Genomic DNA, 26,008 nt, shown 5'->3' on the forward strand with positions numbered 1-26,008 from the left:
CTATATTATGAGAGAATATGTAGAATTATATAATGAGGCAATTATTTATCTACAAAACGAAAACTTTGAAAAAGCTGATGAAATCTTAACTAATCTATATTCAAAATTTCCAAATAACCAAAATATTATATGGAATTATGGACTAACTCAAGTTACGTTAGGTAATCCCCATAAGGCAATTGACATTTGGAGAAATCTTCATTTAGAAAAAGAAACTAATCATTATTCATTTGTTAAGTTAGTTAGTGAAAAACTACCTAAATACGAAGAAATATATGAAGAATATAATCTAGCTGTCAGTCATATTCAAAATGATAATACAGATGAAGCATTTAATATATTTCAGAATCTAATAAATTACCAGGATAGCTTCCCTTTACCAAAAAATATTTATATTGGTTACCTTTTATTGTTAATCAGAGGTGGTAAAGACATCTTGGTTGAAATAAACAGATTACCAATTCATATTAAAGAGATGAATTTAATAAAGGAGATAATTAAACAGTGGAAGCAGCAAAGATTTAGAAATTTATCTTCATCCAAAGGTAAGAAATCCAGAAAATATTTATATGGAATAGGTTTAGTAGCCTCTGCACTTCTTGGAGCTTTTATTATTCAACAAACAGAAGTGGAAAAAAATGAGGAAAGTATTGTCACAGCAAAAAAAAGTGAATTAATTTTATCGAATAAGTATGAAGAACAAGTTGAGGAAAATAAAATTGTTCTAGAAACACTCCTTCAAGAGAATGAAGCACTTTCAAAACAATTAAGTGAGAAAGAGCTGAAGGTTGAAGATCTCAATAGATTGCAATCAACGTTAGAAGCATCAAATATTTCTATTTCAGATTTAGAGAGTCAAGCAGGTTTATCAACGTATAAAAAAGGGCTTCAATTTTTTAAAGATAAGAAATACAAGGAGGCTACCAACTCTCTTAAGTTAAGCTTAGAATATAGACCCAATGAATATTTCTCTGATGATGCATACTATTATTTGATTCAATCAACTAGTAGATTGAATTCAGATTTTGAACTGAGAGATTTATATGATCAATTTTTATTAAATAAAGGAGAAAACTTTATATCATCTCCTTTCTACGATGATGTTTTATTAGGAAAAGCCGAGCTGCTTATTAAAAATGGACAGCATGAGGAAGGAATCGCATTATTCGAGCAGATAATGAAAGATTTCTCAACAGAATGGACAGCACAGAGAGCACAAAAATTCTTAAATGACCTGGAAGAGGTACAGTGATGGTAACTAATCTTGGACCCAATTACTATGAGATATTGGAAATTGATATGAATGCGTCGAATCTGGATATAAAAAAAGCATATTTTACAAAAATTCGTGAATATCCGAATGAATCTTATCCAGAACAATTTCAATTATTATCAAAAGCTTATAAAGTATTAATGGATGCTGAAAAGAAAAAAAAATACGATCAAGAATTAAATGATGATGGTACATATAATAGAATGTTAAGCATGGCAGATGATTATTTAGACAAGAATCTTCCGCAAAAAGCTCTTAATATTCTAGATGAATTAATCTTAGTTTATTCCGGTGATTTCACTATTCAGCAAAACAGAGCATATTGCTTAATGAAATTAGAAAAATTTGAAGAAGCAAATATTCTATTGCTTTCATTAGAAAAAACTTATCCAAATGACGAAGTTCTATTAGAATTGCTTGGCCAAAATTATTTGAACTTGAAAATGTATAACCCAGCAACACACTATTACGAACGGTTAGTAAAACTAAATTCAAATAATTTAAATTATGTACTAAATATAGCTAGAATATATATTACGCAAGAAAAGTATGACCTTGCAATAAAAGTTATTGAAGAAAAACTTGCGGAAAAAGAAGAGAATGTAAGAGACTTTCCTCTCTTAGAAGAGTTATATTTTCTTACAATAATAAATGATGATTATTCTTATCATACGGATGTAGTACATCGTATTAAAAAACTGTATAAGTCAGATGTAGACAAAGATATACTCTTAAACATGTTAATAACTTTATGTGAAAATCTAGACACTACAAACAATGCATTTAAAGAATTGATAAAAATTATTAAAGATATTAATGGCTATGAAAATACTAATATAAGTGATTGGGTCATAAATGCAGAAAAGCATATCAGAAAGGACTTAATATATTATGGTGATCATGGCAATCATAGTAATAAAAACAAAACTCCACTAGAAAGCCAAACCAATGAAACAAATAGTGATAGAAAGATGAATAGAGGTTCTATAGCATTCTCAATAATTTTTGCTATAATTGCTTCTTTCATTTTCAATCCAATAATTGGTGTAATAGTAGGAGTCATTTGGTATTTTAATGCGGGTTTTATTAAAAATATTATTGGCTGTCTGGGTTGCATAGGTGTGATAGTTTTTGTTATAGGAATAATATCTATGTTGTAAATATTGATTTGTGAAATTTAATATCATTTAGTTTGTGTTCTGGTGCATAATTTTTGTTAGACTGGCAAAAGTACGATGGGCTTAGACTGGTAAAATACAATTTGTCAAGGAACAAACAGTAGTCAGACATGCTACACAAAGAGGCACTCCATATGGAGTGCTTCTTTGTGTGGCAGGGACTACCGGTTAGATAATCAGTTTGTCAATTCCAGTCTATTTGAGTATTGCGGACAGATTGAGCCGGCAGTGCGGAGCTTTGAGCCACTAGATGCGAAAGATAGAGCCACCTGTTGCGGAAAGAATCCATTTTACCTTTATATGGCTTTTGTTCATCTTTAATGGGCTATCGTTAAGCTGGCTTGACATCGAGCCTCGGCGGGCATGAGACTTGCGCCAGAGAACCAGCTAAATCTAGCTGGCTCTGCCAAACGAGGCTATCATACCCGCTGCTCGATATAAACTGTCTTCGATGGCGAATACCTTAGTACACTCATTGTATGCATGATTCTAACCGAATTCGTGTAGTCGGCTCTCATGTACGCAAAGGGTGGCTTTATTCTCCGCAATCGATGGCTTAATTTAACGCATTACTGGCTCATTTGGGATGCAATATTCACTATTAGATAATTGGAAACTAACCATGAAAAAATTGAAAGTATAGTATGGTAGAGTTTCTTGGCTAATTCTAGGGGCTTGATCTGAATAGGAAGAAGTAGTTGAAAATGAGCCAGTAAAAGAAAAGGTTGCAGCAGAAGTTGTAGAAGAACAGAAAGATGCGACAACTGAAGTGGAAAATACGCAACCTTCTACCTTGAATTATGAAAACACAGCAGTTAAAGTTCTACATAAAGTTACCGAAATTCTAGCAATACTGTTTTATCTTCTGTGCAAGTTAAAAATCTTGCAGTGGTACTCCTATTTTAAGTGCGAAAAAAATCATTGGATGCACCTTTTAAAGCTAATAACCTTTTTAATTATTTAATAGCCAATCCGTTAAACTTTAATAATTCTTTTCCTTTACGGATTAGTTCTCTTTGTTTCCCTATTTATTCTGACACTTCATTTTTTCCAAAACGTTCATCAAGAGTCATTTTTCTAAAATAATTATGTGCTGTTTGATGGGAAGATTCAAGAAAGAAGTTATTGACCATTCCATTTCCAATAGCCCCAATTTCGGGTATAAGAACTAATTATTTAGGTTTATAATAATCTAACACATTTACTTACGAAAGAAAAATGAGTAAATTAAGAAATAAATGGAGTGAGCAAATGAACATTCAAAACTTAGAGACATTTGTATATGTCGTTCATTTTGGGAGTTATAAAAAAGCGGCAGAGGCATTGTTTCTATCGCAGCCATCTATTTCTGCACGCATTCGAGCATTAGAAAGTGGATTAAATACGGTATTGTTAAAAAGAGAGGGACGAAAATCGTATTTAACGGAGGCTGGCAAAAACTTTTTACCACATGCGGAAAAAATGCTGAGCCAATATCAAGAATCCTTGTATGAATTAAATCAGCAATTATATATTCCGGATCAAATTAAAATCAGCTGTTCCAATTCCGTGTCCAGTTATTTAATACCCGAGATAATACCTTTACTAAGGGATAAGTTTCCGGATATAAGTGTAAAAGTCATGTCGCATCACTCGGAAGAAGTTATTACTAAAGTTCTAAATAATGAGGTTGAATTTGGCATCATTCGAGATATCCCACATCCTAAATTAAATTCCATTACTATTTTAAAAAGCCATGTTGGGTTATATGCTAGTCCTGACCATCCCATTTTCAAGACAGATCAACCCGTTTTAATAGAAGAATTAGCTAATCACCATACTATTTTTTATGATCATAATTCGCCAGACTGGATTTTAGTAAGCAGGCTTCTGGAGTCGGTTAATTTGCACCAAAAAATGATCGTGAACATTGATAATATGGAAGCAGCGAAAAGACTTGTTAAGAAAAATTTGGGGATTTGTTTTTTGCCGGAGCATGCGGTTCAAGAAGAGTTGGCCGATAAAACATTAGCTCAAGTTCCCCTAGAAATGAATACATATATGAGTACTTCTATTACGCTTGTTCATTTGAAGGAAAAAGAGGCTTCCCCTATTATCGAATTTATCAAAACCATTTATAAATAACGCTTTGATATAAATCTATTAGCGAATTATATATGCGAAAAACTTATACTGTTATTAAAAGCTGTTCCGATGGATACACCATCTGGAACAGCTTTTTTACATGCTTTCAGTAAAATATATTCACTAGGTGATAGGTAAGTATGTTACAAATACTATTTAATTGATAAAAATCATCTATTAATCAACAAAAAATATTAATCTATACATGCATTTATTTTGTGCTATATTATACTAATAACTATTTGATATCAGAAATTTTAGTATATTCGAATTTCTGTATCTCGAAAGAAGTACTAATGGTTGTGTGGAGTCTTTTATAGGAGGGGTTCAGCTTGCGGTGTGAAAAGGATTCAATTGGGGAAATGTTTTTACCGGACGATGCTTACTACGGAATTCAAACGGAGCGGGCACGCCAAAACTTTCAAGTTTCAGGAGAAACTATTGAACAGTATCCTGAGCTTATATGGTGTATTGCAGCTATAAAAAAGGCAACTGCAATAAGTAACCAACAAATCGGTGTTTTGGAACCTTCTATTGCAACAGCGATTATCCAAGCAGCAAGTGAAGTAATGGAAGGCAAAATGCAGGGGCAGTTCCCGCTAGATCCTTATCAAGGAGGGGGCGGAACCTCCATCAATATGAATATTAACGAAGTTATCGCAAATAGAGCAAATGAATTATTGGGAGGACGTATTGGAGATGGCCTTGTTGATTCTAATACACATGTCAATATGGGGCAATCTACCAATGATGTAATACCAAGCGCAGTAAACATGACGTGTTTCCTATATATAGAAAAGCTACTTAAAGCGTTATCTACTATTAAAAAGTCCTTGGAAACAAAGTTTCAGGAGTTTTCTGATGATATTGCGCTTGCAAGAACCTGTTTACAGGATGCATTACCTGTAACAAGAGGACAACAATTTAGTGGTTATCTTTCATTTATCGAACGACAAATAAATGAAATAGAGAAATTAAAATCTACCTGTCTCTCTATTCCTTTAGGAGCAACGGCAGTGGGAACTGGTTTAGGGGCATTTCCTGGTTATATGGAAGCAATTTATCATCACCTTCCTGGAGAATCAGGAATTCCGGTAGTAAAAAAAGAAAATTTCTTTGATGGACTACAAAACGCAGATGGGTATTTGAAAATATCTTCTACGCTTAAAGGACTTGCGACCGGATTATCCAAAATGGCAAAGGATTTTAGATTATTATCATCCGGACCAAGAGCAGGACTTCGTGAATTAGCGTTACCACCTGTACAGGCTGGATCATCCATCATGCCAGGGAAGGTTAATCCCGTCATACCTGAAATGATGATTCAAGTTTCTTATCAGGTGTATGGGAATGATCAAACGATAACAATGGCAGCCGATAATGGAGAATTGGATATTAACGTATGGACACCAATCATTTTTAAGAATCTTTTTGTTTCTTTCCATTTACTCACGAATGCTATAACGATATTTACAGAAAAGTGTCTGGATGGAACTAAGCTAATTCAAGAAAATGCAACGGAATACGCAGAAACCTCTCTATCTAATGCGACTATGCTAGCGGCATTACTGGGATATAAAAGAGCTACTCAAATAGCTGAACAGGCCTATTTAGAAAATACGACAATTTTAGAGACCGTATTAAAAAATAACTTGTTAAACGAATTGGATGCAAAACAGTTATTAGATCCAAAAATAATGACCGATTACGAAAAGAGCAGTAGCCTTTTGCTTAGTTTCTTACAACAAAATCAGTTTGTAGGAGAACATAAATAAAAAAATAATGGGGGTTTTTCTATGAAAAAGAATTTGTTTTATCTTCTTTCACTTAGTTTAATGATTTTACTGTTTGCAACAGCCTGCAGTTCAGATTCCAATAAAGCAGAATCCAAGTCAACTGGCACTTTATCCGAAGCTAATGCAAATCTCCCTGAACTTCCAGAGTTCGTAAAGGAAAAAGGAAAATTAGTAGTTGGTGTGAAAACAGACTTCCCACCTTTTGGTTCGATGAATGCAAAAGGTGAGAATATTGGTTATGATATCGATTTTGCAAAGAAACTAGCGGAATATGCTTTTGGTGACGAGAATGCCGTGGAATTAGTAACAGTAACAAGTGCAAACCGTATTCCACTATTAAATTCGAAAAAAGTAGATGTGTTAATTGCTTCGCTAGGAGTAACGGAAGAACGAAAAGAAGTGATCAATTATACGGATCCCTATTTCAGTACTTCTCATATGATCATGGTTAGTAAAGACAGTGATATTGATAGCTTAGAAGATTTAGAAGGCCAAACAGTTGTGACGCTAAAAGGAACTACTGGTAGTATCGCTCTTGAAAAATTAGTGCCATCTGCAAAACAATTGAAGCTTGAAGCGAACTCCGAAGCGATTAAGGCTTTAAAAGATGGTCGTGCCGTTGCGATGGTAAATGATGAAACGGTGTTATATGAAATAGTAGCAAATGATGACTCCTTAAAACTGACTGGAGACCCATTCGAAGCACTTCCTATGGCGGCTGCTGTCAGAAAGGGAGAAGAAGAATGGTTAAATTGGTTAAATGCAGCTACGAAAGAAGCTGCAAAAGAAGACCTGTTTTACGTATGGTTCAACAATTGGTTCCCAGAGTACAATAGCACACCAGAATTATTGCCAAGGAAATAATAATTGAATTATTTAACACGGAGAAGGGGGAGTCCAAAATGGTCAATTCTAAAATTAGAATAGAAAATGTGCATAAAAGCTATGGTGAATTATCAATTTTACGCGGGGTTACAACTTCCATTTTTGAAAAAGAAGTAACAGTGATCATTGGGCCTAGTGGTTCTGGGAAGAGTACGCTGTTGCGTTGCTTAAATAGATTGGAATCGATTGAACAAGGCAGTATTTTTTTGAATGATCAATCTCATACCGATATCCCGCTACAGAATTTACGACAAAGAGTAGGCATGGTGTTTCAAAGCTTTAATCTTTTCCCGCATCTTACCGTCATGGAAAACCTATTGCTTGCACCGTTGAAAGTGCAAAAAAATAGAAAAAAGGACGAATTAACGGATTTCGGACTGTCACTTCTTAGTAAAGTTGGTTTGAGTGATAAAGCGGAAAACTACCCGCATCAACTATCTGGTGGGCAACAGCAAAGGGTAGCCATTGCAAGAGCACTAATGATGGAACCAGATGTAATCTTGTTTGACGAGGTAACTTCAGCACTAGATCCAGAGCGGGTAAAAGACGTGCTGGATACGATGAAGGATCTAGCTAAAAGTGGTATGACCATGGTTGTTGTTACCCATGAAATGGGCTTTGCAAAAGAAGTTGGAGATAAAATCATCTTTATGGATGAAGGAGTCATTGTAGAAGAGGGTACCCCAGAGGAAGTTTTCGATCAATGTAAGTCAGAACGAACAAAGAGATTCCTTCAAAAGGCATTATAGTGGAAGGGGGTATATGTAATGGGATTTGATATCGGTTTTTTGATCAAAACGTTTCCGTATTTAATGTTAGGGATTAAAATGACGCTTTTATTGAGCGTTATTAGTCTAATAATGTCCCTCATTATAGGGGTTACAGGTGCGCTTATTCGAAATAGAAATGTGCCAATTATTTCTCCAATTGTACAGTGCTATGTGGAATTGTTTCGAAACACACCACTACTCGTTCAAATATTTTTAATCTATTTTGGTCTTCCTTCTTTAGGGGTCACTATTTCTGGTCCTTTAACTGGAATAATTGCCCTTAGTTTATGGGGAGGGGCTTATGCAATTGAAAATTTCCGTGGTGGTTTTAATTCCGTTTCTCAACAATTAGAGGAAGCAGGCTATTCACTTGGGATGAATACGTATCATGTATATAGATATATCATCATTCCCATTGGATTCCGCGTAAGTTTTCCTTCTTTTAGTAATACGGCTATGTCAGTCGTGAAAAATACAAGCTATCTTGCTGGTATAGGTGTAGTCGAATTAACTTTTACAGCGCTCGATACGGTGGCAGTTACGTTTTAAAACACTAGAAATGTTTTTGACTATAGGCGCCCTTTATCTCTTAATGGTGTGGATACTCTCTTTCTTATTTAATTTGATCGAAAAAAAATTAGATGTAACGCGTAAAACGAGTAAAAAATTTAATCTTGAAATAAACAAAGCTCCAAAATCAGCATTAATCAAAGCTAAATAAGTAGAAAGAGAGGTGCGTATTCCTATGAATGCGATTGCTGAAAGTTTTCCATTTTTAGTGGAAGGGTTTATCAATACTATTTGGTTGAGTATTTGTTGTGTTGTGATGTCTATCATTTTAGGAGTCATTATAGGAATTCTACGCTCCATGAATCAGAAAGTAATTCTTGCGATAACGAAATTTTATATTACCGTTTTTCGGGGAATTCCTTCCTTGGTCATTTTGTTTCTAGTATTTTTTTTATTCCCTGCAATAGGAATCCATATCTCCAGTTTTCTTTCGGCGGTAGTCGGATTAAGTTTATGGGGAAGTGCTAATGTTGCAGAATCTGTAAGGGGATCCATTCAATCGATTACAAAAGGGCAAACAGAAGCTAGTTATGCGTTAGGTTTAAATTATGCCCAAACAATGAGGTATGTGATTCTTCCACAAGCTACTAAAAGGATTCTACCTTCCATCATTGGTATCTTAACTAATTTAATTCAATCCACGTCTTTGACTGTTTTAATCGGGAATGTAGAATTTTTAAAAACTGCACAAATTACAATGGAGCGTATAGAAATGTCAGGCGAAAGCTCCGTTGTCTTTATATTATACACTTTTGTGTTACTAGGATATTTCATCATTTGTTATCCACTTTCTTTATGGTCCAGAAACTTAGAAAGACAGCTGAAAGTATAAATGGAAGAATTAAAGCAATAAGTAATATTTATTTAAATACCAAAAAAATTATATCGGGGGAATTATCATGGAAAAAGTAAATATGCCAATTACAGGAATCGCTTCTTTTGCAAAGTATCCAATATGTAACAATATAGAGGAACTAGATGCTGACATTGCAGTTTTAGGAGTACCATATGATACAGGAGTTGGCTTTTTATCTGGATGCCGCTTTGGTCCGAGACGTATTCGCGAAATATCGACTCATTATAGCCGCGGTGACGCTGGTTTCTATGATCCAGAGCGTGATGAAGTATATCTAGCGGCACCAAATAAAATTGTCGATTGTGGCGATGCGGATGTCGTTCATGGAGATATCCAAGGTTCATTTGATGCAATCGAATGGGCTGTGAGAAAAATTCGTGAAAAAGGTGCAATTCCAGCGATTATGGGTGGCGATCATTCCATCTCTATTCCAATTGCTCGTGCCTTAGAGCCAGAGGGTTCTGTTACGGTCGTCCAGTTAGATGCCCATCTGGATTGGTCAGATTCTCCAGGGGGACAAAGCTGGGGGAATGGAAGCCCGATGCGTCGTATGTCCGAAATGAATCATATTAAAGATATGGTCCAAATCGGTTTGCGTGGTTTAGGCAGTAGTAGAAAAGAAGACTTTGAAGCTGCAAGAGCATACAATAGTACCTTAATCTCGGCTAAAGAATCGCGAGAGCTAGGAGTGGAAGGAATTCTGAACAAAATTCCAAAAGCAGATAAATACTATGTAACAATTGATATTGATTGCTTTGATATTTCACTAGCTACAGGAACAGGTTCTCCTTCACCAGGCGGCTTTTCTTATGATTTCTTAAATGAAATCCTTGAAGGAATGGCTAAAAAAGGAGAGATCATCTGCTTTGACTTAGTAGAGGTGGCACCCCAATATGATCCAACTAACTCCACAACACGTGTAGCAGCTATGACCATGTTAAACTTCATGAGCCATATATTGAAAGAGAAAGAAAAAAACAATCGTAAATTACAAAACGTTCCGGTGTCAGCTACTGGGACGATAGAGTGACTGAGTTAAGAGTATATCCCTGATTCTTCTTTATCCAGACTTTAAATAAGCAAGAAAGAAGTAACGTCCACTTGATTAATAGGTGGACGTTATTTTGTGTTTTCATTTATATTTATTTCACATTCAGACTGTTCGATAATTAGTAAAATTGTTACAATAGAACTATGATATGTTGTTAGAGAGTATTACTATTGTTTTGGTTTTAAAAATTTTAGAGATAGGTGTAATCATTTTTCAGAAAGGATGAACAATGGAAATATTTGATCTAATGGATCCAAATGGAGAGTTTAAAAAATACCGAGGTTTTCAGGTGAAACCGCAAGTGGGTAATCTAATTCGAATTTTGGACATTCCAAAAGCTAGGACTATATTAACCCCAAATAGAATGAACACCTTTAAGGATTTGTCTTCGGAAAAGGTGTATACCGTTCATAGAGTGGTCAATGTCAATCAAGTAGTTATTAGAGATGATATTGGAGATAGCGTTCATCTCACCGTAAGTCAGTATCAAGTCGTCGAGGAAATCTCAAATAAAGAGATAGAACTTCTAAAACAAAATAGAGAAATGTTAGGGATAATTGATAAAATGATTAAGAGTAAATTATAATTTTTTACACATTATAGCTTTTGGCACATTTAATGTGTCTGTTTTGCTGTTTTGCCAGTTGCAAATATTTAATGATACCAATATGTTGGCTCACCTTTTGGTGGGGTTTTTATGACAAATTTGGAACAAAGCCAATTTCAAATATGTCTATTAAACTATACAATATCCTCAGCCAATAAAAAATCACTTTTCACTAATATTAAAGTGAAAAGTGATTTCGTTTAATCGTTCGCGTCTTCCGTTGAATCGTTTATAGAACCCTCTTCTTGCATTTCTGGTTCCTCGTTTTCTTCAACTTCTTCCACATTCTCATCATTTGCTTCGTTTTCTTCATTTACTTCTACTTCGTTCTCAACACCTGCATCGCTTTCTCCATCCTCTTCTATCACTGGTTCATTTACTTCAATTTCATCCACATCTGTATCGTCGTCACCACATGCACCTAATATAAATAAAGACGATAATGCTAAAGGTAGAGCAATTATTTTTCTTTTCATTTTAACTTCCTCCTTAACTTTCTTAAAGAACTTGTCTTATTGTATATGTACCTTATTTTTTTATGAGATAAACTTTTTTCTATAAATTGCAACTGCGGGACGTGTCTTGGGTTCCACATAATATTTTACGTACCGTTTAATCTTTAGCTGTTTCTGAGTCTTAGTCTTTTGGTGAAGGAGGATCTGATACCAAATATTTGAATGATAGGTTAGCTCTTTTTCACTAGCAATTAATAATTAACCAATAATTAATTTATGGAAAGAGAATGTTGGTATTGCCTTAGGAAATAACAATGAACTGAGAAGGTGGATGTTATTTTGCATATTACCTTATGATTGAGTTTGTTTAAATATCTGAATTTTTATTTAAAACCAATAGACAGACTATTTAAAATCATATATGATATATGATATAGGATTTAGCATAATGAAAGGTTGGGATAGATTTTGAACCTGTATAGTACAAAAAAAGAAATAATTTATAACGATTTAAAAAAGGAAATCATGAATGGAACCTACGAATTTGGCGAAAAATTAGTAATTAGCCGATTAGCTAAGCGTTATGGAAGTAGTGAGATTCCAGTTCGAGAAGCTTTAAATATGCTCAATGCTGATAAGTTAGTAGAATTTAAGCCTCATACGGGGGCAGTTGTCAGCACATTATCAGCAAAAGATATTCAAGAAATATTTGAAATGCGAATTGAACTAGAAGGGCTCGCAACCAGATTGGCAAATGACAATATGAATGATGAAACGATAAAATATCTGGAAAAAAATTTAGAGGACTCTAAAGTAAGTTTTGAAAATAAGGATTACGATCACTTCGAAAAGTTGAACAAAGATTTTCATCTTAGAATATACGCACAAAGCAATAATAAGTTGCTATACAATACTATTATTGATCTATGGAGTAATACAAAGCGCTATCCATCATTATTCTCGAGTAATGAAAGTCATATACGTTTGTCTATCGAAGAGCATGAAAAAATTCTGGATGCATTAATCAATAAAGATTCGGTCATGGCTGAAAATTGGATGCTTAGACATAAAGCTAGAGCAGGAAAAGAAATTTTAAGAATTACACAAAATGAATTTTATAAGAATCTGAAATTGGTTTGAGCTAAAAAAAATTTTACATAGTAGGGGGAAGAAAAAATGAAATACATCAGATTTAAAAAGGATGAGAAAGTATTATATGGCATTTTGAATGGAGATGAGATTGCTCAGTTAGCAGACGATTTTCTAGTGGATGACCAAACAATGACTGGCTCTACTTATCGTTTAGATTCAGTAAATATTTTACCCCCGGTAGAACCTGGGAAAATCATTGCGATCGGCTTAAATTATAAAGAACATGCAGAAGAAAGCGGAAAGCCTGTACCAGACGAACCTATGATGTTTATGGTCTCTCCAAGTGCTGTCATTGGACAAAATGATGCAATCAAACTACCAACGAAAGAACATAGAATAGACTATGAAGCTGAGTTGGCAATCGTTATTGGGAAAACAGCGACTCATGTAAAACATGAAGAAGCTTTGGATTATGTTTTTGGTTACACAATTAATAATGATGTTTCTGATCGGAATTTACAGAAAAAAGATGGACAGTTTACAAGAGCAAAGTCTTTTCAAACATTCAAACCATTAGGGCCAGTAATTGAAAATAATCTAAATCCCAATAATGTAAACATTTCACTCTATGTGAATGGGGTAACGAGACAGCAATCAAATACGAACGATCTCATCCACGATGTAGAAAGTATTATTGTGAATATAACAGAAGTGATGACGTTAAATCCTGGAGATGTCATTTTAACGGGGACGCCATCGGGGGTAGCTCCTCTAAAAGAAGGAGATACAGTTGAAATAGAGATTGAAGGAATCGGGAGACTTGTAAACATAGTTGAATAATAAATAATTTTAATAGGGGGAGAGAGAATGTTCATCGAGAAAGATAAGTTAGTCCATTTTTCAAATGAATGTTTTATGAAGTTGGGGATGCCTGAAGAAGAGGCTAATACAATCACTGAAGTTATGCTGGAAGCAGATTTAAGGGAAATACATAGTCATGGATTTCTGAGATTACCAATTTATATAGAACGGATACAAAAAGGACTAATATCAAGTAAAGCAAATATATCGATGATTAATAATCATGGAGCAACTGCACTCATGGATGGAAATTATTCTGCAGGACAAGTAGTTGCAAAAGAAGCAATGGAGAAATCTATTGCTATGTCGGAAGAATCCGGTCTTGGATTAGTAGCAGTAAAAAATAGCAATCATTTTGGTATTACTGCGTACTATTCACTGATGGCAGCTAAACAAGATAAGATTGGCATAGTAATTAGCAATGTGGCTCCCTTGATGCCGGCAATCGGAGGCAAAGAAAAGGTTATCGGAAATAATCCGATATCTATTGCTGCACCTTCCGTTAATGAACCGATCGTATTGGATATGGCTCTAAGTAATACTGCATTTGGTAAAATTCTTTTCCATAAAGAAAATAATAAAGAAATTCCAGCTGATTGGGGAGTCGACCGTAACGGGGTTCCTACAACTAATCCAGAAGACATAATAAATGGTGGATTTCTTTCTCCTGTAGGTGGACCAAAAGGTTTTGGGTTAGCTGTAATGGCAGAAATTCTGACAGGTATCTTATCTGGAGGAGACTTTTCGAAAATGATTCCATCCATGTATGACACAGAAAACAAACAGTCCATTTCTCATTTTATGTTGACGATTGATATAAAGAAGTTAATACCTTTAGAAGTCTACTATTCTAGTATTGAAAAATTAACTGGTTTTATAAAAAATTCCTCTAAAGCAGATGGTGTAAAGGATATCTATTTGCCGGGTGAGATAGAGTTTATGAAAGAAAGAGCGAATAAAACTAGAGGTATTCCATTAGAGGAGAATTTAAAAGAGCAATTAGATGAACTAGCCAATGAATTAAAAATTCAAAAGTTGATTATTCAATAGATGGGAGAAAATCTTATGTCAGATCCAAAGCTGCCTAGTCTGAAATATTCTATCTTTACTTTATTAACTATTACATTGCTTATTGTCGTTGGCATTACCTTATTTGATGCAAAGTTACAAATTATGCTTTTCATTAGTCTCATCGTGGCGATACCATTAGCCATGAAAATTGGATTTAACTTTTTAGAGGTTGAGAATTTTGCTTATGATATGATTCGAAAAGTTCTACAGCCAATGCTCATTTTATTAGCTGTTGGTGCATTGATTGGTGCATGGATATTTTCCGGTACGGTACCAACAATCATCTATGCGGGATTAGAAATTATTTCACCAAATTATTTTCTTGCTACGGTGGTCATTCTTTGTGCATTTGTCTCATTAGCAACGGGCTCATCTTGGGGAACGGTGGGAACGGCGGGAGTCGCAATGATGGGAATTGGAAGTGGTCTCGGAATTCCTGTTGGGATTACTGCTGGTGCAGTTGTGAGTGGCGCCTGGTTTGGTGATAAAATGTCTCCGCTATCAGATAGTACTAATATGGCACCTGCCCTATCGGGAGGAGATATCGTTACACATATCAAGCATATGATGTGGACAACAATACCAGCTCTTATATTATCCATTATTACCTTTCATATTATCGGACTTCGTTATGATGGTGGAAATATAGATCAAGGGCAAATTACTTCGATAACTAGTTCTCTTGATGAGTTGTTTAACATTGGTTGGGTAACAATAATTCCTGCAATTGTTGTGTTGACATTACTCATCATGCAAAAACCAGCTGTTACCTCCATTTTTGTCGGAGCGCTGGCCGGAGCAGCTGTAGGAGTTCTCTATCAAGGTTTTTCAATATCGGAATCTCTTTCTGCTCTCTATAATGGTTTTATTATTGAGACAGGAAATCCTTTTATGGATGATTTGTTAAATGGCGGTGGAGTTGTGAGTATGTATGAGATAGTCGCTATCTTCATATTTGCATTAGGCTTAGGAGGAATTTTATCTGGATCTGGGATATTGACGTCTATTTTAAACTCTTTTGCTAGCAGAATAAAAACAAATCGCGGGCTTCTGTTAATGACAATTCTAGTTAGCTATACAACTAATATGATAGGTGCTACTATAAGCTTTGCTCTAATTATGACAGCTACTATAATGCGGCCCTTGTATGAAAAACGTCGAGTTAGACCAGAAAACCTATCTCGTGTAATTGAAGATGTTGGAACATTAGGTGGGCCTATTATTCCTTGGAATACAGGTGCGGTCTTTGTATCAGGTGCCTTAGGTGTCAGTCCTATGCATTTTATACCTTTTTGCTTTCTATCCTTCTTTACCTTAATTATCACCGTAATTTATTCTATTACAGGATTTACGATAAAAACGTATGATGATGACGATGGTTTACCAGAAGAAACACCAATAGCATTCCCTAGCGAAACGAGAAAATCTATTGCTAAATAATATGTAAGCCCTTTCAATAAAGGTGTCCTTGTGCATGAAGCAATTAAGATAATAGTTTAATATATCACTAATGGCTAACTAAACGGTAAATAACACTCACCTGGACGTAGGTGGATGCTATTTGCCGTTTACTATTCTTTTAAAGGGACATATCTACTTCAGACATTAAAAAAGCGAGCTTCGAATTCATATGACTTCGAAGCTCGCTTTTTTAGATGGATTCTTTTTCTTTTAGGGAATGTTTCATCGTCTGGACAAAATTATTTGTGATGGGCATGATGGTGTATTTGTTCCAGGTGATGTACAGATCCATTTCATGCTGGCGGCCTTTCAAAGGCTTATAGACGACCCCGTTTTTCGGATATTCTTGCTGAGCGGCTTCTGTCACAAGTGTAACGCCAATTCCTGCCGAAACTAGTGAAAGAATATGAGTAACTCCTTCAGCTTCCTGGTAAATGATGGGACTCATACCCCCGTTTAAACAAATAGATATAATGGTGTCATAGTAGCCGGGTTCTAGTCTTCGAGGAGCCATAATAAACGGTTCGCTCTTTAATTCTTTGATTTCAATAGGTCCTGGCCTGGAAGCTAAAGGATGATTTATTGGTAAAGCCGCGACAAAACGAGAGCCGTATATATGCTGAAAATCTAAAGAAGGATTAGTAATAGGCGGACAGAGAAAGCCGAAATGGATTTCTTTATCGGTTAGTGCCTTTAATTGATCGGTGCTAGACATTGGATGCAAAGTTACTTTGACGTCGGGATAGCTTTCACGGTGCATATTGATCAACTGGATCAGGTATGAGTTCAACGACCCGGTAAAGGCCACTTTCAAGGTTCCAGCCTCCCCCATGTATAACTTTTGTGTATCCTCCACGCTCGATTTTATTTTCGCTAGTATTTCATAAACTTCCTCTAAAAAATATTTTCCCGCCTGTGTCAATTGGACTGATCGGTTTGTCCGTTGAAAAAGTTGGACACCCATTTCTTTTTCCAAGTGAATTATCTGCTGACTAAGAGGCGGTTGGCTAATATTCAAGCGATTCGCTGCTTTCCCGAAATGCAGCTCTTCTGCCACTGCTACAAAGTAATGTAAATGCCGAAGCTCCATTACAATTCCTCCCAAAATCATTAAGACGTTTAACGTCTCAATCGGTTTATTTTATATATTAGACTATATTTTGATCTGTTGATATTATTTTTTAAAGATTTATTTTATTTAAAATAATCAAATAGGTTAATAGGATATTCAAAGATGGATGATTAGATATGAATTCAACTTCCCTTGTATTAAATGAACTGGTTAAAAACAGTTTAAAGAATAATGCAGATAAAAAAGCTTTGCATGTCAATGGCGCTAGTTTTACTTATAATGAATTGCACACTGCTGCAAACCGTACAGCGCATGCTTTGAAAAAAAATAATATTGGCCAACAATCACGCGTCGCTTTATTACTTCCTAATTGTTACGAGTATGTAGTAAGTGAAATAGCAATTTACTATTTAGGAGCGACGAAAATAGCGCTTAACTCGATGGTTAGTGAGCCGGATATTCTTTATATCTTAGAAGATGCAGAGGCGGAGTTATTAATCGTAGACAATCGCTTCCTGCCAATGATTGAAAAAATTAAATCTAAGTTACCTAAACTCCATACAATTGTCGTGCTTGATGCAGATGAGACAAAGTTCGATGAATTAATCACTTGGGAAGATTTGCAGAAGGTTGGTTCTGATGAAGAAGTATTGGTTAAAAGTGAGCCATCCGATTTTTCTTTTATCTTATATACGGGTGGAACTACCGGCAAGCCAAAGGGAGTCGTTCATACGTATGAATCTACCAGCTTAACGTTCATCTCTATCATTATCGAAGCAAACATTCAAAGCGATGAGAAAATTCTTGTAACTACTCCTTTGCCTCATGCAGCTGGCCTGTATTTGTTTTCAGGACTAATAAAAGGTGCGGAGATCTTTATCGAAGATAAGTTTGAAATAGAAACGGTGATTCGACATATTGAAGAAAACCATATTACTTACTTAAGCTTGGTACCGACCATTCTATACCGAATGCTCGACTACCTAGAACGGAAAGAGGTGGACGTTTCTTCCATACGAACCATTCAATACGGAACCGCACCGATAACTGCTGAGCGCTTAAAGCAAGGTTTATCCATTTTTGGGCCAGTGTTTTTGCAAATTTATGGACTGACAGAAACACAAAGTGCAGCAACTTGGTTGAAGAAAGAGTTTCATAGTACGGAAGAAGGATCGTTGCATTTATTGAAGAGCTGCGGAAGGTCCACCATTTTCTCTCAAGTAAAGGTTGTGGATGCCAACGGAAAGGAGGTTCCTGTCGGCATGGAAGGCGAGGTTGTTGTAAAGGCATTTACCAATATGATCTGCTATCTCAATCAGCCAGATAAAACTGCAGAGACACTAAAAGACGGTTGGCTGTATACGGGAGATATAGGTGTGATGGATGAACAGGGGTTTCTGTATCTTCTCGACAGGGCCAAAGACATGATTATAAGCGGAGGAATGAACGTTTATTCGTCAGAAGTAGAAAATGTTATTCAAGAGCATCCAGGAGTAGGACAGGTGGCGGTCATAGGTGTGCCAGACCCCGATTGGGGAGAAGCCGTCACGGCATTTCTAACAACAAAAGTGGAGAACTTGGACATTGCTGAAGTAATGACAATCTGCAAATCAAAACTATCCAAATATAAAAGCCCAAAAGATATTCATATTATAGAGGCACTACCGTTAACGTCCTACGGAAAAGTCGACAAGAAAAAGTTGCGTGAACCCTTTTGGGAATTGGCTGAAAGGCAAATTTAACAGAATGATTGATAGAGAAAGGAGTGCGCTATATGAAGAAGTATGAAACCTTGCTTGTAGAATATCGAGATCCAACACTTTATGTTACGTTCAACCGTCCATCGAAAGCAAATGCAATGAACAAGCAAATGGATAAAGAATTAAATCACTTAATATCAGAAATCAGTTCAGACAAAAAGTATAAATTCATTGTTTTTACAGGAGCAGGAAGCGTTTTTTCGGCGGGAGCAGATATCAAAGAAGTGGGAAAAAGTATAGAAGAAAATAAGGAAGATTCTTCTTGGATAAGAAAAGATCAAATTAATCGTCAGGAATTTCTAAGAAAGTTAGATGCTCTTGATCAAATTACTATTGCCGCGATTAATGGACCTGCTTTCGGTGCCGGGTTGGCCCTTGCAATGTCTTGCGATTTTCGAATCATTTCCAATGATGCATCACTAAGCTTGCCGGAAATAGACAGGGGTATGTTTTTTTCCGGAGGAGGGACCCCACGTTTAGTGAATTTGATTGGAGCTTCTAAAGCGAAAGAACTTATTATGCTAGGCGAGATTATTACAGCAAAAGAAGCGAAGGAAATTGGGTTAGTAACGAAAGTAGTAGAAGGGGATATGCTTTTACCTACTGTGGAAGAATTACTAACAAAACTAATACAGAAACCATTTGATCCCTTACGAATTACTAAAAAAATTGTCCATGCATCGGTGCCAAGATTTGAAAACCTGCTCTATTATGAAGCGGAATTACAAGAGCAAATGCTGGTGAATGGGGAGGCACTAAAAGAAATTAATAAGTTTATCCAACTTAAATAACAAAGAAAATAGAGGAGGAAGAAATATGAGTAACGATAGTTTATATAAAAAATCCAATTTTGCACGTCTTGGTGAATTTACCGATTTGGCTCCAGATGCCTTTAAAGCTTTTTTACATTTCGATAAGCAGGCATTAGCTGAAGGGAGTCTGACTTCCAAATTAAAAGAGTTAATTGCCGTGGCAGTTGCCCATACAACAGGTTGTCCCTATTGTATTGATTTACATGTAAAACAAGCAAAAGCAAAAGGTTCTTCAAAAGAAGAACTAGCTGAAGCAATCATGGTGGCAACTGCCTTAAAGGCGGGATCTGCACTGGCTCATGGCGTTAATGCACTGAATGCGTTTGATAAAACGGGAGAAGAGGAGTTGTATAAAAGATCCTATTTTAATCGTTTAGGTGAATTTTCTAAATTGAACGGGGATGTTTTTAAGGCCTTTGTTGATTTTGATAAACAATCCATGAAATCGGGATTATTAAGTGTTAAAGAAAAAGAACTAATTGCCATTGCTGTTGCCCATACTACAGGCTGTCCCTACTGCATTGATATTCATACAAAAGGAGCCAAAAAAGCTAATGCTGTTAAGGAAGAAGTAGCCGAAGCAATAATGGTAGCTACTGCCTTAAAAGCTGGTTCAGCCCTTGCTCATGGAGTCAATGCATTAAATGCTTTCGATGAATAACATTAATCAGCTTGTTAACGTGGATAAAACCGTTTTCTAGTTATCTATTTTATAGGGGGGATTTTATATGGACTCACAAGGACGCAAGGCTTTTATCGCATCGAGTCTCGGCTGGGGGTTGGATGGATATACATGGACGATGTTCTCTATTGCTCTTCCAACGATTATTGTAGCGCTTAATATGTCTGTTTCTGACGGAGGATGGATTGTCACATGTAGTTTGTTGGCTTCCGCAATCGGTGGAGTTTTTGGAGGTATGTTGGCTGATCGATATGGTCGTGTCCGTGTGCTCAGTTATATTATTCTTGCATTTGCGGTTTCGACCGCATTAACCGCTACCGCACAAGATATGTATCAACTTGCCTTTTGGCGAATAGTTGAAGGGTTAGTGTATGGAGCGGAATGGCCAGTTGGTGCTGCATTGCTTGCTGAATATGCATCTGCAGAGAAGCGAGGACGAGTGATGGGCTACCTCCAAGCAATGTACGCAGTAGGTTGGGCCCTATCCACTTTTGTATTTTGGATTGTTTTCGCTAATTTTCCAGCAGAGGAAGCTTGGAGATATTTATTTTTAACAGGAATTATCCCGGCTCTCGCTATTTTCTATATTAGACGTAATGTGAAAGACCGTGTAGTGATTCAAAAAAATCCAAAAGCAAAATTACCATTAATCCGTCTTTTCCAAGGAAAGCAACTTCGTACAACCGTATTGGCAACTTTGCTATGTATAGGTGCTCAAGGAATTTACTATTCCATTTTTAGCTTTTTGCCTTTATACCTTGTAGAAGTCCGAAATTTAGCGTTAATCGGAACTACTTTATACCTTTGCATGGTTATTGCAGGCTCATATATCGGGTATGTATCGGGAGGTTATTTACATGACATGTTTGGGAGACGTAAAACCTTTTCGCTCTTTTTTATAGGCTCTATTGCGACGCTAGGTCTTTTTATTTTCTTACCTATTGAAGGACAGTTTGTATCTTATGTGATCGGATTTTTCCTCGGCTATTTTGCTTCAGGCCAAGCAGCAGGAATTGGTTCCTTTCTCTCGGAACAATTTCCAACAGCTATTCGAGCGACAGGTCAAGGTTTTTCATACAATGTAGGGCGTGGTTTCGCGGCCTTTAGTCCAGCATTTATAGGGGTAATGTCTGGAAAACTAGGACTGGGCAATGCGATTATTAGCGTAGGTCTGTTTTCGTTTTGTATAGCAATTGTGGCGGTATGGCTACTGCCTGAAACAAATGGGAAGGTTATCATTGAGGAATCAGAGGAAAGAGATTCGGCGAGCAAATCTACCTCGGTGGATACAGTTGAAATAGGGAACTCGACGGTTGTGAATTAAGCGTGGCATTATTCAGATCCTTGGTAAGGGCAGCAGAGATTTTACTCTTAGCTGTCTTTTCTTGTTTAAAAGCCGCTTCTCTACAAATATAGTATAATATTATGTAGAGGAGGTATAAGTTTGGAACACTTCTTTATATATATTTGTATTATACTCGTGGCATCGATTTTACAAACAAGCACTGGTTTTGGATTTTCGATTATGGCCACACCTTTTTTATTGTTGCTATTTCAGCCTTCAGAAGCTATTCAAATAAATATTATTCTTTCTTTAATCATTTCCCTTGCGTTAATCATGAAAGTCAAAAAGAATATTGATACATATTTATTGAGAAAATTAATTTTGGGAAGCATTATGGGACTTCCACTTGGTGGTCTAGTTTATATAACGGTTGATATTAAGACGTTTAAACTGCTGATTAGTATCATTTTATTGTTGCTAACTTTAATATTAATTGTTAACGTTAGATTCAAATCGACTACGGCTAGAGATTATATAGTGGGTGGGATATCTGGGGTTTTAACTATAAGCATAGGTATGCCGGGCCCCCCGTTGTTGATATACTTTGCTGGGACTAACGCTGGAAAAGAAAAAACTAGAGCTACCACATTAGCGTTTTTCTTATTTATCTATTTTATTAGTCTGTTATCACAACTGGTTTTAACCGGTACAGATATGATTATCTGGCGTTCTAGTTTGTATGGCATTCCTGCTGTATTTATAGGATTGATCATAGGGCAAATTCTATTTAAATATTTAAATCAACATGTATTTAAGATATTTACATACATCCTTTTAGGAGGTACTGGGATTTACATATTAATTGATAGTATTTTATCTCGATGACTTGTGTGGAGTGGTATGTACCTAGGGGATATATGATTGTAGAATATCGGTAAGTTAGGGGAGCCGTCATCATTCGGCACCCTTTTTTTAGCGTTTGTTTGAATTAACCAGAGTATTTCTAACTGAGGGTCACTACACTCTGCTTTCTTTTTGTTTTATTTTCATACATCCTTTTATCAGCTTGTAAAAACAACTCGGTCATATTTCCTTTTGAGTTATTGGTAAAAGCAGATCCCATGGATAATTTAATTTTCCTCTCTAAACTATTCTCATGAAAAAGTTCAAGAATATTATTAATGCTTTCGATCAATGCCTCTGTTTCTTTTTCCGTTGCATGAGCTATAATCATAGCAAACTCGTCTCCACCCAGTCTTACTACAGTTACTATGTCTGAAGAGAACTTATTAAGCACCCTTGCTGTTTCTTTGATTAACTTATCTCCTTCTCTATGACCAAAGTTGTCATTTACATACTTTAATTCGTCTAAATCGCATATAATTATTGCCACTGAGATATCTAATTGCTCGTCGAGTTCTGCATATTTTTTCTCAAAATATTCCCGATTATATAAATCTGTTAATCCATCATGATGTATCCGATATTCCAATTCTTGTTGCATTTCAATTTTTTCATCTATATTTCTTAATATACCCTTTAAGGCAACCAATTTTCCATTTTCATAGATTGGTATCGCATATTCCTCAAAACATCTATATACGCCATTTTGATCTTTCCAACGCTGAATAATACTTTTACTGTAGTCGATTTCGCCATCAATTTTCTTGCATAAGCTTTCATAATCATCGGGATGGACGTCTGTATAACATACTTGAGGGTTTTGATAGGCATATTCAATAGCACCTTCTCCGAAAAAAATATCTGCGGAAGGACTTAAATATAAATATTTTTTCTCTGGAACTATCTGATAATAGTATAAGAAATCTTTCGTGGCTTCCGTTAAATCAACAAATCGTGCATATTCTTCTAATAGTTCTGCTTTTTGCTTTTTCCACTTTATATACCCGTATGGTGCTACTAATCCGATAATTAAAATTGCAGTTAAAAATCCTAAAGCAAATGGTGTAATCATTACTTTTCACACGTCCTTACAATACTTCTTGTTGTGAGTATTATACCATACCAAAATAATGATGGAGTATTATAGACCTATCAAGTCGAATTATATCTCTTTGATTAGTTGCTTTAACAAACAACTATCCAGAAAAGAAAAATGACCGAAAAGGATATCCTGATCGGTCATTTTTTTACATTGTTCTCTGAGTAAGAAACAATTCCGAATTGTGTTTTCACAGGGAAGATTTTTAATCGCTTTCCCGTTTCCCAATCCCCTCAAAAATCATCGTAACGAGTATGGTGATTTCTTCAACAATATCCAATTTATTTTGGAAGATAATCCAGTCGAAAACTGTGGCTCTCATGCATTGGGTCAAGTTATGAAGCAATTGCTCTTTTTCCCATGCAGAAGTGAATTCCCCTTTTTCAAGCCCTTCGTCGAGGAAGCTTTCTATCAATTTGTAAATTCTTCGCTCGGGGTCAACTAAATAATGCTTTTCATCCATTGTGCGAGCTAAGGCACTCATATAGAGGGTTCGAACAAAATCGACTCCTAATTCATCGCGTAAGTATGTCATTTGTTCTTGGTAAGCAAGAATGATTTTTTGTTTTACCGTATATGCTGGATTTATTTTTTCGGGAAAGCTTTCATAGAATTTATCGATGTCTTTGAATTTTGCTGTAAAGACATCGTATTTGGAATTGAAATGTGTGTAAAAAGCTCCTTTTGAGACATTGCATTTTTCGACAATTTCATCGATTGTTACATTGTCAAACCCTTTGTTACCAAACATTTCAAGAGCGGTATCTAATAATAGTTGGCGTGTTTGCTGCGCTTTGATCGCTCTTTGGGAAGATGGTTTCATCTATCTACACTCCTTTATTAATTGAAACTAACATATTTTCTAAATAATACAAGGGCTATTAATAGAGAAGAAGAATTGAAATATAAAAATCTGAAAATATAAAATTTACTGTTTACAAATAAAATTCTATCTATTATCATTTAAGATACTAAAGTATCTGACTTTGGTATCTCAAATGTTTGAATGCTTAAAGGGGAGCAGGGGGAAGAAGATGGTTATTGCGTTTATCGGTTTTTTTCTGGGGTTAGGGTTACTTATGTTTTTCACTATGCGAGGGATGAATATTATCTTTGCAGCATTGATTGCTTCCATTGTAGTCGCTTTGACAAATCATTTGTCTTTAGAGAAAGCGCTTACAGAAAATTATATGGCGGGATTCACAGGCTATTTTGCTAGTTGGTTCCTTGTATATCTACTTGGGGCAGTGTTTGGAAAGATCATGGAAGAAACCGGAGCGGCATTCTATTGCCAATTGGGTGAAACGGAAAATTGGCGCAAAGCATGCTGTTTTTGCAGTGGTGGTTGCTTGCTCGGTTATGGCATATGGCGGAGTGAGTGTGGCAATTGTCGCATTTGCTGCTTATCCGATTGCCTTATCGTTGTTCCGAGAAGGGAATATTCCGCATAGGTTTATCCCCGCATCGATTATCTTCGGATCGATCTCATTTACAATGACCTCTCCAGGGTCGCCGGAAGTGCAGAACTTGATACCGATGGAGTTTTTCGGCACGAAGCCGACTGCTGGAGGGTGGATCGCGGTAGTTGTCGCAATTTTCATTATCGTGATAGGAAGTTATGCAATGAAGTTTATGGTGGACAGAGCTATCAAAAACGGTGAGCAATTTGATGCACCGAAAGCTGTCATGGAGAACTTGAGCAAGCTCGAGTCAGTAGAGCGTAAATTGCCGCCGGTATTCTTCTCCATCTTACCGCTTGCACTTGTGGTCATTACGCTAAACATTAGCGCGCAGTTCATATCCTCTGTGGGTGCGGCCCTTTTAGGATTATTTGTCGGCTGCGCAGTAGGGCTGGGTACGATGTATAAATACACCGATCAATACCGAGCGATGTTCACAAAAGGTGCTGAAAATGCTGTCATTGCTACCGTCAATATTTGTGCGGTGGTTGGTTTCGGTGCAGTAGCCCAGCAAACGGCATCTTTTCAAATGATTGTTGACGGCCTTGTTGGACTTCCAGGCATGGAATACATTGGGTTAGCGCTTGCGGTCACGGTGATTGCAGGAATCACAGGATCTGCTTCAGGCGGACTTGGAATTGCGCTTCCGATTTTGGCTCCAATCTACAATTTACAAGGCTTGGATCCAAACGCAATGCACCGAATCTCAGCACTTGCCTCCGGAGGTCTGGACTCATTGCCTCATAACGGATATATCGTAACAACAATTCGGGCAGTTAGTAATGAAACTCATGATCGAGCTTATAAGCCAGTATTTGTCATTAGTGTTGTCGTCTCTATGATAGCACTCGCATTAGCAATTATCTTATATTCAATCTTTTAAAA

24 protein-coding genes and 1 pseudogene are annotated in these 26,008 nt (G+C 36.2%); 21 read left to right on the top strand and 4 right to left on the bottom strand.

Going from position 1 to position 26,008, the window contains the following annotated elements; genetic code table 11:
- The first annotated feature begins 7 nt into the window (after nucleotides 1–7).
- The 10 genes from ACIP9W_RS03645 (at nucleotide 8) to ACIP9W_RS03690 (ending at nucleotide 11,089) form a co-directional block, all read left to right on the top strand.
- A complete protein-coding gene (locus ACIP9W_RS03645; RefSeq protein ID WP_400786134.1) occupies nucleotides 8–1,252 on the top strand; it encodes a tetratricopeptide repeat protein in 1,245 nt (414 codons plus the stop codon).
- Entirely contained in the window at nucleotides 1,252–2,433 is a 1,182-nt protein-coding gene (locus ACIP9W_RS03650) for a J domain-containing protein (protein ID WP_400786136.1), read from the top strand. The genes ACIP9W_RS03645 and ACIP9W_RS03650 overlap by 1 nt, the downstream gene beginning before the upstream one ends.
- Before the next feature lie 1,269 nt (nucleotides 2,434–3,702).
- The gene (locus ACIP9W_RS03655) at nucleotides 3,703–4,575 is read left to right on the top strand and encodes a LysR family transcriptional regulator (RefSeq protein ID WP_400786138.1); all 873 of its coding nucleotides are present in this window, start codon (nucleotides 3,703–3,705) and stop codon (nucleotides 4,573–4,575) included.
- 332 nt (nucleotides 4,576–4,907) lie between these two features.
- A complete protein-coding gene (locus ACIP9W_RS03660) occupies nucleotides 4,908–6,350 on the top strand; it encodes an aspartate ammonia-lyase (protein ID WP_400786140.1) in 1,443 nt (480 codons plus the stop codon).
- Between the two features lie 21 nt (nucleotides 6,351–6,371).
- Nucleotides 6,372–7,235: a transporter substrate-binding domain-containing protein gene (locus ACIP9W_RS03665; protein WP_400786142.1), complete on the top strand. Its 864-nt coding sequence runs from the start codon at nucleotides 6,372–6,374 to the stop codon at nucleotides 7,233–7,235.
- Between the two features lie 38 nt (nucleotides 7,236–7,273).
- The gene (locus ACIP9W_RS03670) at nucleotides 7,274–8,005 is read left to right on the top strand and encodes an amino acid ABC transporter ATP-binding protein (RefSeq protein WP_400786145.1); all 732 of its coding nucleotides are present in this window, start codon (nucleotides 7,274–7,276) and stop codon (nucleotides 8,003–8,005) included.
- An 18-nt stretch (nucleotides 8,006–8,023) separates the two neighbouring features.
- A complete protein-coding gene (locus ACIP9W_RS03675; RefSeq protein ID WP_400786147.1) occupies nucleotides 8,024–8,575 on the top strand; it encodes an amino acid ABC transporter permease in 552 nt (183 codons plus the stop codon).
- A gap of 196 nt (nucleotides 8,576–8,771) precedes the next feature.
- The gene (locus ACIP9W_RS03680) at nucleotides 8,772–9,428 is read left to right on the top strand and encodes an amino acid ABC transporter permease (protein ID WP_400786149.1); all 657 of its coding nucleotides are present in this window, start codon (nucleotides 8,772–8,774) and stop codon (nucleotides 9,426–9,428) included.
- 67 nt (nucleotides 9,429–9,495) lie between these two features.
- Complete coding sequence (locus ACIP9W_RS03685; protein ID WP_400786151.1) at nucleotides 9,496–10,482, top strand: agmatinase; 987 nt, start codon at nucleotides 9,496–9,498, stop codon at nucleotides 10,480–10,482.
- Nucleotides 10,483–10,732: 250 nt separating this feature from the next.
- Nucleotides 10,733–11,089 carry a hypothetical protein gene (locus ACIP9W_RS03690; RefSeq protein ID WP_400786153.1) on the top strand — a complete coding sequence of 119 codons (357 nt, stop codon included), beginning with the start codon at nucleotides 10,733–10,735 and terminating at the stop codon, nucleotides 11,087–11,089.
- A gap of 221 nt (nucleotides 11,090–11,310) precedes the next feature.
- On the opposite strand, the gene ACIP9W_RS03695 is transcribed toward ACIP9W_RS03690, so the two are convergent.
- Complete coding sequence (locus tag ACIP9W_RS03695) at nucleotides 11,311–11,586, bottom strand: hypothetical protein (protein ID WP_400786156.1); 276 nt, start codon at nucleotides 11,584–11,586, stop codon at nucleotides 11,311–11,313.
- A 447-nt stretch (nucleotides 11,587–12,033) separates the two neighbouring features.
- On the opposite strand from ACIP9W_RS03695, the gene ACIP9W_RS03700 reads away from it, so the two are divergent.
- From ACIP9W_RS03700 to nhaC, 4 genes are read left to right on the top strand one after another with little or no spacing between them, the layout of a single operon-like run.
- Nucleotides 12,034–12,705: a GntR family transcriptional regulator gene (locus ACIP9W_RS03700; RefSeq protein ID WP_400786158.1), complete on the top strand. Its 672-nt coding sequence runs from the start codon at nucleotides 12,034–12,036 to the stop codon at nucleotides 12,703–12,705.
- A gap of 36 nt (nucleotides 12,706–12,741) precedes the next feature.
- Entirely contained in the window at nucleotides 12,742–13,497 is a 756-nt protein-coding gene (locus ACIP9W_RS03705; protein ID WP_400786160.1) for a fumarylacetoacetate hydrolase family protein, read from the top strand.
- Between the two features lie 27 nt (nucleotides 13,498–13,524).
- Nucleotides 13,525–14,568 (top strand): Ldh family oxidoreductase, encoded by a 1,044-nt coding sequence (locus tag ACIP9W_RS03710; RefSeq protein WP_400786163.1) that lies wholly within the window; start codon nucleotides 13,525–13,527, stop codon nucleotides 14,566–14,568.
- 15 nt (nucleotides 14,569–14,583) lie between these two features.
- Entirely contained in the window at nucleotides 14,584–16,029 is a 1,446-nt protein-coding gene (gene nhaC / locus ACIP9W_RS03715) for a Na+/H+ antiporter NhaC (protein WP_400786166.1), read from the top strand.
- Nucleotides 16,030–16,240: 211 nt separating this feature from the next.
- Here the strand turns inward: nhaC and ACIP9W_RS03720 are convergent, their stop codons facing one another.
- Complete coding sequence (locus ACIP9W_RS03720) at nucleotides 16,241–17,140, bottom strand: LysR substrate-binding domain-containing protein (RefSeq protein WP_400786168.1); 900 nt, start codon at nucleotides 17,138–17,140, stop codon at nucleotides 16,241–16,243.
- Nucleotides 17,141–17,298: 158 nt separating this feature from the next.
- Here ACIP9W_RS03720 and ACIP9W_RS03725 point away from each other — a divergent pair, with 158 nt between their 5' ends.
- From ACIP9W_RS03725 to ACIP9W_RS03745, 5 genes are all read left to right on the top strand, one after another.
- Entirely contained in the window at nucleotides 17,299–18,864 is a 1,566-nt protein-coding gene (locus ACIP9W_RS03725) for a class I adenylate-forming enzyme family protein (RefSeq protein ID WP_400786171.1), read from the top strand.
- A gap of 32 nt (nucleotides 18,865–18,896) precedes the next feature.
- Entirely contained in the window at nucleotides 18,897–19,673 is a 777-nt protein-coding gene (locus ACIP9W_RS03730; protein ID WP_400786174.1) for an enoyl-CoA hydratase/isomerase family protein, read from the top strand.
- A gap of 25 nt (nucleotides 19,674–19,698) precedes the next feature.
- Nucleotides 19,699–20,355, top strand: a complete 657-nt coding sequence (locus tag ACIP9W_RS03735) for a carboxymuconolactone decarboxylase family protein (RefSeq protein ID WP_400786176.1) — start codon at nucleotides 19,699–19,701, stop codon at nucleotides 20,353–20,355.
- Between the two features lie 67 nt (nucleotides 20,356–20,422).
- Complete coding sequence (locus tag ACIP9W_RS03740) at nucleotides 20,423–21,700, top strand: MFS transporter (RefSeq protein ID WP_400786178.1); 1,278 nt, start codon at nucleotides 20,423–20,425, stop codon at nucleotides 21,698–21,700.
- Nucleotides 21,701–21,820: 120 nt separating this feature from the next.
- The gene (locus ACIP9W_RS03745; RefSeq protein ID WP_400786180.1) at nucleotides 21,821–22,546 is read left to right on the top strand and encodes a sulfite exporter TauE/SafE family protein; all 726 of its coding nucleotides are present in this window, start codon (nucleotides 21,821–21,823) and stop codon (nucleotides 22,544–22,546) included.
- A gap of 118 nt (nucleotides 22,547–22,664) precedes the next feature.
- On the opposite strand, the gene ACIP9W_RS03750 is transcribed toward ACIP9W_RS03745, so the two are convergent.
- The gene (locus ACIP9W_RS03750; protein WP_400786183.1) at nucleotides 22,665–23,636 is read right to left on the bottom strand and encodes a sensor domain-containing diguanylate cyclase; all 972 of its coding nucleotides are present in this window, start codon (nucleotides 23,634–23,636) and stop codon (nucleotides 22,665–22,667) included.
- Nucleotides 23,637–23,868: 232 nt separating this feature from the next.
- The gene (locus ACIP9W_RS03755; protein WP_400786186.1) at nucleotides 23,869–24,486 is read right to left on the bottom strand and encodes a TetR/AcrR family transcriptional regulator; all 618 of its coding nucleotides are present in this window, start codon (nucleotides 24,484–24,486) and stop codon (nucleotides 23,869–23,871) included.
- Nucleotides 24,487–24,763: 277 nt separating this feature from the next.
- On the opposite strand from ACIP9W_RS03755, the pseudogene ACIP9W_RS03760 reads away from it, so the two are divergent.
- Both ACIP9W_RS03760 and ACIP9W_RS03765 read left to right on the top strand, forming a co-directional pair.
- A pseudogene (locus ACIP9W_RS03760) lies at nucleotides 24,764–24,886 on the top strand (hypothetical protein); the annotation flags it as partial.
- Nucleotides 24,887–24,914: 28 nt separating this feature from the next.
- On the top strand, nucleotides 24,915–26,006 hold the full coding sequence (locus ACIP9W_RS03765) for a GntP family permease (protein ID WP_400786891.1): 1,092 nt from the start codon (nucleotides 24,915–24,917) through the stop codon (nucleotides 26,004–26,006).
- The last annotated feature ends 2 nt before the right edge of the window (nucleotides 26,007–26,008 follow it).

Origin of the sequence: Psychrobacillus sp. NPDC093180 (genome assembly GCF_044754065.1) — a bacterium.
In the GTDB taxonomy this organism is placed as follows: domain Bacteria; phylum Bacillota; class Bacilli; order Bacillales_A; family Planococcaceae; genus Psychrobacillus.